General features: G+C 50.2%; 12 protein-coding genes and 1 pseudogene. 6 read left to right on the top strand and 7 right to left on the bottom strand.

Annotated elements, in window-relative coordinates; translation table 11 throughout:
* Positions 1–112: 112 nt before the first annotated feature.
* The 4 genes from yddG to ABD035_RS03965 form a co-directional block, all read right to left on the bottom strand.
* Positions 113–997, bottom strand: coding sequence for an aromatic amino acid DMT transporter YddG (yddG, locus tag ABD035_RS03950; RefSeq protein WP_343867868.1), 885 nt, complete (start codon positions 995–997; stop codon positions 113–115).
* 279 nt (positions 998–1,276) lie between these two features.
* A complete protein-coding gene (locus tag ABD035_RS03955) occupies positions 1,277–2,176 on the bottom strand; it encodes an EamA family transporter (protein ID WP_343867870.1) in 900 nt (299 codons plus the stop codon).
* A gap of 218 nt (positions 2,177–2,394) precedes the next feature.
* Entirely contained in the window at positions 2,395–2,817 is a 423-nt protein-coding gene (locus ABD035_RS03960; RefSeq protein WP_343867872.1) for a bifunctional diaminohydroxyphosphoribosylaminopyrimidine deaminase/5-amino-6-(5-phosphoribosylamino)uracil reductase RibD, read from the bottom strand.
* A gap of 180 nt (positions 2,818–2,997) precedes the next feature.
* The gene (locus ABD035_RS03965; RefSeq protein ID WP_343867874.1) at positions 2,998–3,408 is read right to left on the bottom strand and encodes an ASCH domain-containing protein; all 411 of its coding nucleotides are present in this window, start codon (positions 3,406–3,408) and stop codon (positions 2,998–3,000) included.
* Positions 3,409–4,038: 630 nt separating this feature from the next.
* On the opposite strand from ABD035_RS03965, the gene ABD035_RS03970 reads away from it, so the two are divergent.
* Positions 4,039–4,515 (top strand): GNAT family N-acetyltransferase, encoded by a 477-nt coding sequence (locus ABD035_RS03970; protein WP_343867876.1) that lies wholly within the window; start codon positions 4,039–4,041, stop codon positions 4,513–4,515.
* Positions 4,516–4,740: 225 nt separating this feature from the next.
* Here the strand turns inward: ABD035_RS03970 and ABD035_RS03975 are convergent, their stop codons facing one another.
* Complete coding sequence (locus ABD035_RS03975; protein WP_343867878.1) at positions 4,741–5,697, bottom strand: LysR family transcriptional regulator; 957 nt, start codon at positions 5,695–5,697, stop codon at positions 4,741–4,743.
* Positions 5,698–5,791: 94 nt separating this feature from the next.
* On the opposite strand from ABD035_RS03975, the gene ABD035_RS03980 reads away from it, so the two are divergent.
* From ABD035_RS03980 to ABD035_RS04000, 5 genes and pseudogenes are all read left to right on the top strand, one after another.
* Positions 5,792–6,283: a GNAT family N-acetyltransferase gene (locus ABD035_RS03980; protein WP_343867880.1), complete on the top strand. Its 492-nt coding sequence runs from the start codon at positions 5,792–5,794 to the stop codon at positions 6,281–6,283.
* Positions 6,284–6,831: 548 nt separating this feature from the next.
* Positions 6,832–7,311, top strand: coding sequence for a hypothetical protein (locus tag ABD035_RS03985; protein WP_343867882.1), 480 nt, complete (start codon positions 6,832–6,834; stop codon positions 7,309–7,311).
* A gap of 625 nt (positions 7,312–7,936) precedes the next feature.
* Positions 7,937–8,176: a contact-dependent growth inhibition system immunity protein gene (locus tag ABD035_RS03990; RefSeq protein WP_343868207.1), complete on the top strand. Its 240-nt coding sequence runs from the start codon at positions 7,937–7,939 to the stop codon at positions 8,174–8,176.
* A 942-nt stretch (positions 8,177–9,118) separates the two neighbouring features.
* A pseudogene (locus ABD035_RS03995) lies at positions 9,119–9,476 on the top strand (tlde1 domain-containing protein).
* A gap of 4 nt (positions 9,477–9,480) precedes the next feature.
* Positions 9,481–9,945 carry a hypothetical protein gene (locus ABD035_RS04000; RefSeq protein ID WP_343867884.1) on the top strand — a complete coding sequence of 155 codons (465 nt, stop codon included), beginning with the start codon at positions 9,481–9,483 and terminating at the stop codon, positions 9,943–9,945.
* A gap of 318 nt (positions 9,946–10,263) precedes the next feature.
* Here the strand turns inward: ABD035_RS04000 and ychF are convergent, their stop codons facing one another.
* Both ychF and pth read right to left on the bottom strand, forming a co-directional pair.
* The gene (gene ychF, locus ABD035_RS04005; protein ID WP_343867886.1) at positions 10,264–11,355 is read right to left on the bottom strand and encodes a redox-regulated ATPase YchF; all 1,092 of its coding nucleotides are present in this window, start codon (positions 11,353–11,355) and stop codon (positions 10,264–10,266) included.
* A gap of 115 nt (positions 11,356–11,470) precedes the next feature.
* Positions 11,471–12,058: an aminoacyl-tRNA hydrolase gene (pth, locus tag ABD035_RS04010; protein ID WP_343867888.1), complete on the bottom strand. Its 588-nt coding sequence runs from the start codon at positions 12,056–12,058 to the stop codon at positions 11,471–11,473.
* Positions 12,059–12,067: the final 9 nt, after the last annotated feature.

Raw genomic sequence — 12,067 nt, forward strand, 5'->3', positions numbered from 1 at the left:
CTATTTTCTGTAAAGAAATAGAGCCAGCGCAAATGGCCGCCGCAGGGAGGTGCTTGATCAGTGAATGCGCTTTGCGCTGCCGGCACTCTGGGCGGCAGCGCCTTTTGCGGGTTTACGCCGGGCTGCGGCTGGAGTACCAGCATAGCAGCGAGCCGCCACAGACCATAAGCGAGCCGGACCAGAAGTTATGACTGAGCGTTTGCCCCAGCAGCAGGGCCGCGAACAGCGAGGAAATCACCGGAATAAAATAGGATGCGGCCGCCAGCAGGGTGACATTGCCATGTAACATACCGATATTCCAGGCGGCATATCCCAGCCCCATGGTCACCGCAATACCGGCCAGACAGCCCAGCACACCGGGGCTGAAATGCATAACCGGGGTATCGGAGAAAAAGAATTTTACCCATAACGCCACCGCGGTCAGGGCGAAAAACAGCGTGATCCCGTTACTGCCATTGGCCAGTTTTTTGGTCAGCACACAATAGACGCCCCAGATGATGGCTCCGGCAAAGGCCATGCCGTAGCTCAGAGGGTTGGAAATAATGTTCCCTGTCACCTCATGCAGTGAAAAACCCTGTTCACCGCCGAGGACTTTCCCTACGCCGGCGAAACAAATCAGGATCCCCGGCAGCATCAGCAGGCCGGGCCGTCGTTTGTCGGCAATCATCGTGAACAGCAGGGTCAGACTGGGCCAGAGATAATTGACCATGCCCACCTCAATCGCCTGGGCATCCGAATGCGCAAAGCCGATGGACAGCGACAGGCAGATTTCATAGGCCACAAACAGTGCCGCCCCGGGGATCAGGTACTTACGCGGGAAGGAAGACAGTGTCGGGATCCCGACCACGAAGAACAGTAACAGCGAACTGCAGGTGTAGATCATCGCTGCGCCGCCGATCGGTCCCAGTCCCTGAGTGACCCCGCGAAGAAATCCGACCAGGGTGCTCCATAATATAATGGCGGTCAGGCCGATTACCGTGGCTTTTCTGACTGGCATACCTGAAATCGCTCCGTCATGGGGGGAAATGGATTGCCCCGGGGTTAGCTGCCGTTGCCGGAGACTAATGAAAGATAAGATTAAATTAACAATAAATAAATAAAAATCAACCGGTTTCCCGGGGGGACAGGGGCTGTTAGTCCGTATCGCTGTGACGGGGATATTCGCGCAGGGGATGTGTAGTATGTACGGAACAGATGACCGACGATGCTGAGAGCAGGGGGCCGGGCGTGCATTGTTACCGGCACTCCCCCGACCGTGTCAGCCTGCAGGAACCGTTCAGGGAACCTTTGGCATTTTCCTGTAACGCAGTGCGTTAGAGACTTTAGGTATCATCATACTGATAACAATAATCAGGCAACCGACAATCTGCGACATCGTAATTTTCTCTGCCAGGATCAGATAGGAGAAAACGTAGGCTGCGGGTAACTCGAGGGTGACCAGCATGCCCGCCAGTGTCTGCGATGTCCGCGGCATCCCCAGCCCGAAAAGCAGCACCGGTAATACAGAAGAGAACATGGCTGTCAGCAGTGACCAGAAACTGTCGGTGGTAAATGGCGAAATAGTGACGTGATCCTTCATTACACAGATAGCCGTAATAAAAGCTCCCAGAGTCAGTAACTTCGCTTTATCTGTGACACGATTACTGGTTGCGATTTGTGAAGAACAGAGGATCACCATACTGTAGCAACAGGCGGCGGATAATCCCCACAGGAGGCCGGTCATATTCAGCGTAACATGGCCACCAAACGCGCCGGTAGCTATCACTACGCCGGAGATGATGCAGACCAGGGCCACGATGTCCTGCCGTGCAACACGGCTGCGTTTGATAAGCGACGTCATCAGCGGGGCTATCCAGGAAGATTGCATGATCAGCAGAGTCGCGGTCGGGACCCCGACATAGGCCACGGCACTGAAAAAACAGTAGGTCACACCGAATAACGGCACTCCCGTTAACAGAGCGATACCTTTCTCTTTCGGCGAGATCACGCCTTTTTTATTACTGCTGAACTCGGAAAGCACAAAAAACAGAATAAAAGAGAACAGATACTGAGTCGCGATAATATTACTGATATGTGCGCCATGCCCGATGGCCAGACTCATAATGATGCCCGGCAGTGCATAACAAATGGCGCCCAGGATGATCATGACCGCCCCGGAGGCATGTTTATTTAGCATAATAATGGCTCCCTGACCGTTTCCCGGTACGGCTTTCCCCTTTACCGGTAAAAATGACGTCGTAGTAAGATCCCGGGGGCTGACTATCCATGATTACCGCCGACAGTGCCTCCGGGGAAAAGCGAAGTATAGCAGGGCATGACAGATAACTCAGCGGCTGACTGAGGTAAATAAGGAAAGCCTATTACGGGGGAGCCTCCCGGACCGATCGTGAGGGATTAAGCCAGGTAAGGCTTAAGGAATGCACTGACTTCTGAGTCACATAGCCCGATCTCTACCCGTGGTACATCTTTACGCACAATATCGATACCTTTACCCTGGTTCCGCGGGTGTGGATCGATCACAGAAACAAATAAACGGCCAATATTGCGTTTTACCAGAGCCCTGGCACAGGAGGAGGTTCTGCCGGTAAACGAACAGGGTTCCAGCGTCACATACATATCACAATCTTCAAGCGAACCTGACACTTTGGACAGGGCATCCATCTCCGCATGATGTAAACCGGGCGCATGGGTATAGCCCGTGGCAATCACTTTACCGTCCCGGACAATCACACACCCGACCGGGGGGTTAGGCAGGCATTCCGGCAAGGCTTGTTCTGAGACGGCTAAGGCCAGCAACATAAAGGCTTCGTGACTCACAGACGATATCTCCTGAGTAAATTAAGGTGTGAAGAAAAAATTTCATCCCTTGCCCCTATCCTCTCAGGATAGTGAATAAACATCTTAAACTCCTTAAGGTCCCCCGGGATCACGGCATTCCTGCCAGTATCGCGAAATAGTGATATCGCTGGCGAAAATCACCAGCCCCCGGGGGTCTGATTACAGTAGTTTAATAACTTCAAATTCTTCTGCCACAATCTCCATATCGTCGGAATAGGTTCCTTCCCGGGTGAAGAACGCTTTATGTTCCTGTCGCCAGTATTCCAGACTTAAATCGCCTTCACCTTCTTTGATGGCCAGTGCTTCGGTAGCTTCTGAAAAGCGTAACAGACGGGTTGATATCGTACGGATGACACAGACCGGTACATCTTGTCCGTTAAGGATGATATTGATGCTGCCAGGTCGCGGCGCATCAGGGTCTTCCCGGAATGCGGACAGGGACCCGCAGGATGCGGTTTTTAATCCCCGACAGACCAGGTCAGACAGTTCATCTGCCATTTCAGGACTGTCACCGAACGCCCATGCCAGTGACTGAGGATACTTCTTTTTAAGATCGTCGATCAGTGCCATCGTAAAACACCTTTATTAAGAGAATATTGTCTTTATCGGGGGATTTAATACAGCGAAAGGCCACTGAGACTCAGTCAGTCCCGTTAAGACATGCGTCTCGCTAATATATCAGACGGATAAAATTAAAGGGTAATAAAACGCCGGCAAAAACCGGTCAGCCTGTTGACAGGAATATTGGTCCCGGACTCAGCCACAGAGACATCGCTGGCAGAGAGAGATAGAGATCTGAATGATACCTTCCGGTAACGAGCGGGGTAGCAGGGGAAGTGGCCTCAGCGGGGCGCAAACTCACTTTATCCCGGCAGGGCGGCCGGATAGCAGAGACGATTAGCCCGCACACCCCATGACAGTAACCCCCGGGGTTTTTACCCCGGACGGGTGCCGATACATAGCCTGTTCACCCCCAAACTGACTGGCATATTTCCGCAGGTCGTAATATGACCCGATTTTTCATCCGGGCGCTGGTATAAGCCGCAGCATTCTTTATTAACCTTCGTTCGGGGAAAATAACATTGCGGCTGTTTCTCTGCCAGTCGGTTGTAACCCGTTGCTTTTGATGAATAAGATGATCAATCTGGCGATGTTTTGTGATAGATATAACTACCCGACTAACCTAAAGATGGAATTACCATGAAAATCAGACGAGCCCTGGCTGAAGAGGCGGAAGCATGCTGGAATATAAGAAACCTTGCCATCCGGGAAGGGTGCAAAACCGCTTATAGTGCCGCGGTGATTAATGCCTGGACCCCTGATGTCATGCCGGAAGATTACAGGAAAGAGATTACGCAAAACCCGTTCTTTGTGGCAGAAGACCCCCGTAATGGTCTTGTTGCCACCGGATATCTGGATCTGGCCGCCGGAAGTGTAGAGGCTATTTTCACGCTACCGGACTACTTTGGGAAGGGTTGTGCCAGTAAGATCATCGAAGCGATTAAAAGTGAAGCAGAGCAACGTGGATTGAAACGACTGACTTTATCTTCCACCCCGAACGCGCAGTCATTTTATCAGCAGCATGGCTTCTTACTGATCGGCGAAGATAACCATTTTTCCGGGCTCGCTCAGGCCGAGCTTCGCTGTATGCATATGTTCATAGATCTTGTCGTCTGAAGGAATGAGCATCGGTTCGAGTGTTTTACAGGGGAGGGCGGGTCGTATTTCAGCGTTCCTCTCATTCCGTCTTACCGGCTAGCGTTGCAGGTCAGGATGCTATTTTTATGCCGATGACCCTCAGGGCCCTGTTTCATTCTTCACAAAAAACGCCGGATAACCCCGACAGCAGATAGCGCGGGAACGGTTCTCTTCGCGTAAACACTCTCTTCCGCTCCGGCTGAATCATTTCTCAGGCGATATCATCATTTCTGGTGAAGTCGCGGTTTCTCCCGTTACCTCTGCGATAAGTGTACGCATCCAGTCATGGCCCGGAGAAGCACTCAGCTCACTGTTATAGCAGACATTGAGGATGTAGGGCGGCACGCTGAAGGGAACAGGAAAATAGTTAAGATCCTCTGCGTGGAAAAGTGTCCTGACCGCTTTTTCAGGCAGGGTGATAATCAGTCCGGAACCCGCGACTATCGCAGGCACAGACAGCATACCAGGTAGTTCAATGACGATCCGTCGGCGAATATTCATAGAGTCGAGTATGCGGTCGATAACACCGCGGGCTTCATTCCAGGGATTGACAACAATATGCCCTTCGGCGAGAAACTGCTGCAGGCTGAGTGCGTCCCGGATACGGGGATGACGACGGCTGACGGCAACAACGTAGTTATCGCGAAAGCATTCAATGGTCCGGGTCCGTGGCTGATCCACTGCTTCCGTCGATTGAAAACCAATCGCAAAATCGATTTTTCCGGACGCAAGGTCTTCAAACGAATCACTGTGTGTTGAGTTGATGGTTTTCACCGAAACCCCGGGTGCAACCTGCTGTAAGCGTGTGATCAGGGCAGGAAAGAAAACGGCCGCCGTATAATCGGTCACCGCAAAACGGAACGTCTGAGTACTGGTTTGCGGATTAAAAACTTCCGCCGATTTCAGTGTATCAGACAGCGCATTGAGTGCCGAAAAAATCCCCGGTGCCAGGACCTGTGCCCTGGCGGTCGGTTGCATCATACTGCCTTGCCGGATAAACAGATCGTCACCCAGTGTCGCCCTGAGCCGTGAGAGTGCGTGGCTCAGTGCAGAAGGACTAATAGCAAGCTCGCTGGCTGCAGAGGTGACTTGCCGGTGCCGGTAAATTGTCTCAAACACCAGCAGTAAATTCATATCCAGCGCTCGTAACTTCTGATGCATAGTTTTCATTCCGTAAGTGAATAGAATGCAGTAGGTTCATTATGATAAGTCAGTACAATACGACCGTCCGGAATTAATCACCAGAGGTAATATTATGACCAGTCTTGTTTTCCGTGAGGTCAGTTTATCTGACCTGGATCGCTGCTTTCAGATTGAAAGTGAAGCTTATGAAGGCGATGAAGCAGCAACGCGGGAAAAAATTGCCACCCGTATCCGGCAATATCCGCAAGGATTCTTGTGTGCAGAGCGGGCAGGCGAAATCACCGGATTCATTAACTCCGGTTGTGCCCGGCAGGTTGTGATGTCGGATGAGGCATTCAAGGAACTGATCGGTCACGAAGATGATGCACCAAATGTTGTCATTATGTCGGTGGTGGTCGATCCGGTTTATCAGGGGAGGGGATACGCCCGGTTGATGATGGAAGCATTTATCGCCCTGATGAAGGAAAAAGGCAAACAAACGATCCACCTGATGTGTAAAACGCACCATGTGGACTTCTATAAAAAGCTTGGCTATTCCTATATCAAACCTTCTGACTCAGAACACGGCGGCATGGTGTGGCACGAAATGCTGATGCAACTGTAGTATGACCGATAGCAGGTACCTGCCTGCTATCCGTGTCCGGGGCCTGAATATTGTGTCCCGGTTATCTGCAGGCCAGTCCCCGTATTACCGGACTATAAATAAATGCCGCTATCTGTCGGTATCAATTATCTCCTGAAAAATGTTGTCTTGATATATCATTACCAGACAGTGTCATCTGAAAAGACCCGGATACCCTGGCAGTTAATATTCTGCACTGAATGATAGCGAACAGTTATTCTCACTTTTCCCGCCAGGAAAGGATGAAGAGTCCGTCTGAAAACACAATGGCAAGCCGGACAGGTCAGCCCCGATAATAACTGCAGGCCGACAGAATTGGCTGCATCGTCATTTAAAATGAACGGCTGTATCTTCGCTGAAGAGTTACTCTTTGCTGACGCTCTTTGGCCGGTCAAACGTGGTAACGTTTCTGGCTACATAGGCTCATTAAACGAAGAGGTTATGGTATGTGTCTTAAGGAAAAATATTTGCCCGTTTATCAGTTCAGCGAGAAACATACGTTGAAAATAACGGCACGGCAGGCGGATATTATGGACGCAGTATTAAATTTTCGCCTGCGGGATGATTGGTTCTTTCGGTATGCGATAGCGGTTCGTGAGTTACCGCTCCGGTTACTGAAGATGAGAAATACCCGGCCTGCGTCCTCCCTGCAACCCTTCGGGATGGACAACTTTACGCTGCTGGAGAAAAAGGGTGATCGGGAACTGATATTTGGCCTGGCCGGCAAATTCTGGAAAGCCGATTATGGTCAAAGGATTATCACTAATGGCGCTGATTTTATCGCATTTAGCGAGGCAGGGACGGCAAAGCTCGTGCTGAGCTTTACACTTAATCAACTCAGTGAAACGAAATCCCTATTGACGACAGAAACCCGGGTATTTTGTCCGGATAAAGATGCACTCCGCAGTTTTACCCCTTACTGGTATCTTATCAGGCCGGTTAGTGGTCTGATACGACGCAGGATCCTCACAACAATCAGCCGAAATGCTGTCAGGCACATCTCTGATTAACCGTATGAGTTGACAGAAAGCAAATTTCACAGGGGCATCTTGTCTCTGAACTCATGGGCGGAGCAGGATTGCGCACGGTAGCAAATATCAGATGACACTAACACCCGCGAATATTGAAAAGAACAGAAGAGAGCCTTAAAACGGGTGTTGAAGATACGGCTGAAACGCCTGCGAGTCAGTGGAAAATTCTTAACACAGCACAGTGGTTAGCCAGTGGTATCATGGTGGATTGGTGATATTTTCCAGATGCAGCATACAGTCCCGTCGCTGATATAAAACGGGTGGAAGATACTTAGTGTACTGCTAAAAATTAACGGCGCGATCGAAAAATGTGCAGTGTTCGCCAGTATCGTGCAGCGGTATTCCGTTATTTTATAACGATTGCCAGGGATAAATAGAGAGTAGCTGACCTGGCAGAGCCGAACCGTATTGGGTTAGGGTTTCAGGCCGGGAAGCACAACCCGAATTATGGCTTATTCTGTCAGGATTTTTTTACTTCGCAACGTGTTTAACGGCAAACCTTATTATCTTCTGACGCCATATCCATCTTTCTGAGGCTGATAATGAATAACAATTATAAAAATATTGGTACGCTTATTCGGGTGTTTTTGGTCAGGATTACGATCTGTTTGGCGAAACAGTAGAGGACGTACCGGACAGTTATTTACAAATAGAGAACCCAAAAAAGGCAATTAACGTTTGTCAGGAGGCGGAAAATTTACTGTCATTAAATGATGAAACACTGACAAAGACCTTTGCAATTCTTAGCCAGGGAGAGTGTTTTCCTGAACCCCGGGGTGAAACCGTTCGCACTTTTCTGGAAAAAATAAAAAGGCATTTAGCTAACAGGATCCAGTTTCCCTGATAAAAGGATTATCGGAAACATGTCGTTTAATAATCTGCGCTTTTCAATAAGGGCGTAATACATTGTCGATCATAACGGGCTATGCGCAGCAAAGTCCCATGTACATGATCAGAAAATTATCCATATCTGCTGAGGGCGGGGAGAAGATGTTGGGCTGCCAGACCTGTCTGGAGTGGAGTCCAGCCTGCAATCGCCTGTGCCCGTTAACGCTGTATATATGATTAAGCAGTGTGAGAAAGACGAACAGTTTAGTGAATAGCTCGCCGCCGAAGCACTGGGGCTTTACTTAATCCGGGAAATAAATAAGTGCCACGGTGGCAGTTTATATTAATCATTTTAAAATTAATTCATAAGAGTTATTAACTCGTTTTTTAATGGTGATAAGGATATAAAGTGACTTACCATAATTATTTAACAGGAGTAAGGTATTGGTGATTTTATAAAGTTATGGAGTTAGGCTTGAGTGTCTCTTCTTTACGTCCGGAATATTACGCGGGATAAATTTAAAGGAGCCGCAGACGTTGCCCCGTAAGAAGGTAGCTTAGAGATTAGCGATTTGTCACGCGGTGTATTCCTCCCTATCGGCCCGCCGGGCAGCAAGATTACCGCGATGCCAGAGCCTGCACTCTCTGTATTCATAAAAGCGGTTTACTCATTTTGTCAGTCTTTTTATTAATTTACCGGCAATGGAAAACCTTTAAATATTATCGAATTAATCATGCAGGGCAGTAAGAGGAATACTTCAATACTTTCCCGGAAGGCACGCGAATTATCAGCGTCGTGCTATACAGGAAGATGTAAAGGATACCGGCTATCAGCATGATATCCATAGGCACGGGGTCAAAATGACCTATGACGAAATCACCTGTCATTCTCCGGACGGGAATATCATCCACCCGGACAACGGGAAAGACAGCAGTGCAATATAAAGGAATATAAATTATGACATGGACATACCATCAGAGTACCGGCAAGTTATGGCATAAAGGGGAGTTAGTTGGAAAGGGGTATTCCGGCAACCTGACCAACAAGAACAACCCGGATCGACAACACGTAAGAGGTATGGGACCACTACCGCGCGGAACGTATTATATCGTCGGACATAGCACGTCAAAAGGACCGATGACCATTATCCTCAAAATGACTTCCGGCCAGAGTTTCGGTCGTTCGGAATTTCGTATTCATGGTGAGCGAAAACCGCCTGAACCGCCTGCCTGGCTTCGCGTCGGAAGGCTGTATTATCATGGGGCCGCATGTACGCTCAAAAATTATTTTTCGTCTGATCGCATGCTTGAGGTAGTACGATGATCCTACGGGCGGTAATTTTAATCACCTGCGCACTTTCTGCTTCCTGTATGGCGAACAGCGAAGTCTGGAACGCGTATATCAGAAAGGTAAGCAACGCCGATCGCTTCACTCTGCGGGAGCTACCCACGCGGGTTAAAAGCATCGGCGACCAGCTGGACGACGAACACGCCTTACAACTGGCTAACGCTATCGGCCACGCACTTCTCAAAGACCCGGTTAACGTGCTAAAAGCGACAGACGTGATTGAGACGTATCCGGACGAGCTGCAACAGCGTTTCGGTACGTCTTTGATCTGTGCCATCCCCTTACAAGCCGAAGGAACACCGGCGCAGATTGAGCGCTATTTTTCGCAGGCTGAACCGGTGTTAATAAAAGCAGGAGCCACCGCGGCAGCTTGCCTGGAGGATATGCGCGCTATCATGGACGAGTTCCGGCAGGAAGTTGCAAGTTCTAAGCGATAACCGATCACCGGAAAAGAAAATCCCGCGCAGGGCACCGGCAGGGGGCTATTTTGAAAATGCGCAGGCGGGCAGGTGAGGAGTTGCGCCGCAACACTGTCAAAAAGGTTACCGCTCTTCAGTGACTCGCTCAGGTTCCTGGCGGAGGCTTTACTTCATGCTGAAGTAAAGCCTTAAGCATCCCTGTACCCATTTCTGCCCCTGCCGGCGCCGGAAAAACCCGGCCTCCATAAAAACAAAAATCCACGCAAGTGCGTGGATTTTATGGGCTGATCCGTCTTAATCCGGGTCAGTAAACCCTGATAAGACAGCAGAACCGAATCAGACGTTAAACAGGAAGTTCATAATATCGCCGTCTTTAACGATATATTCTTTACCTTCTGCACGCATCTTACCGGCTTCTTTCGCACCTTGTTCGCCTTTGAAATTAACAAAGTCATCGAAGGCGATGGTCTGGGCACGGATAAAGCCTTTTTCGAAGTCGGTATGGATTTTACCGGCAGCCTGCGGAGCCGTGGCACCGACAGGGATGGTCCAGGCACGGACTTCTTTAACACCTGCGGTGAAGTACGTCTGCAGGTTCAGCAGGGAGTAACCGGCACGGATCACACGGTTCAGACCCGGTTCTTCCAGGCCCAGTTCCGCCATAAATTCATCACGGTCAGCATCGTCCAGTTCGGCAATGTCAGATTCGACAGAAGCACAGACCGGAACGACCACAGAACCTTCCTGAGCGGCGATTTCACGCACCTGGTCCAGGAACGGGTTGTTCTCAAAACCGTCTTCATTGACGTTAGCGATGTACATGGTTGGCTTCAGGGTCAGGAAGCTCAGGTAACGGATCAGCGCTTTTTCGTCTTCATCCAGCCCCAGGGCACGCAGCATACCGGCATTTTCCAGCTGTGGCAGGCATTTCTCCAGCACTTCCAGCTCGGCTTTAGCGTCTTTATCGCCGCCTTTGGCTTTTTTCTGTAAACGCTGGATCGCACGTTCACAGGTATCCAGGTCAGACAGTGCCAGTTCGGTATTGATGACTTCGATATCGTCAGCCGGGCTGACTTTACCGGCAACGTGAATAATGTTGTCGTCTTCAAAACAACGAACCACGTGACCGATAGCTTCGGTTTCACGGATATTGGTCAGGAACTGGTTACCCAGGCCTTCACCTTTGGAGGCGCCTTTAACCAGACCGGCGATATCGACAAATTCCATGGTGGTGGCGATAGTGCGCTGAGGTTTTACAATCTCAGCTAATTTGTCCAGACGCGGATCAGGCATGGGAACCACACCGGTGTTCGGTTCAATCGTACAAAACGGAAAGTTTGCCGCCTCGATACCCGCTTTGGTCAGCGCATTAAACAGGGTGGATTTGCCCACATTCGGCAAGCCTACGATACCGCATTTAAATCCCATGCTTGAGTTACCTTATAACGTATTGGTGACAGCGCTTATGACTGCCCCCGGAACAGAAAAAATTTGCCGCATTATACACACAACCGCCCCCGATGGCGCGGATTTCCGGCGAACCTTAGCCGGCTTTAAAAGAGTGCAGCCGGTTCATTGCCTTGAGACGATCTTCCTTCAGCCACACTTCGGTACAGCGTGCCGCTTCATCGATCGCCTCATCTATCAGTTTTTGTTCACTGGCAGGGGGTTTACCCAGCACAAACCCGGTCACTTTATTCCGGTCGCCGGGATGACCGATGCCGATGCGCAGGCGATGGAAGTCGGCGTTATTGCCCAGTTTGCTGATGATATCTTTCAGACCGTTGTGGCCGCCGTGACCTCCGCCTTGTTTAAACTTCGCCACGCCTGGCAGCATATCCATTTCATCGTGCGCCACCAGGATTTCCTGCGGGGCTATCCGATAAAAAGCGGCCATCGCCGCCACGGACTTGCCACTGAGGTTCATAAAGGTCGTGGGAACCAGTAAGCGGACGTCGTTTCCGGCCAGATTCAGGCGGGCGGTGTAGCCATAAAATTTGGCTTCTTCTTTGAGAGACTGGTTATAGCGTCCGGCCAGGAAGTCCACATACCAGGCACCGGCGTTGTGTCGGGTCGCGGCATACTCCGCACCAGGATTCGCCAGACCGACGATCAGTTTAATGCTGCTCACAATCTATAC

It is taken from the genome of Tatumella terrea, assembly GCF_039523755.1.
Lineage (GTDB): Bacteria > Pseudomonadota > Gammaproteobacteria > Enterobacterales > Enterobacteriaceae > Tatumella > Tatumella terrea.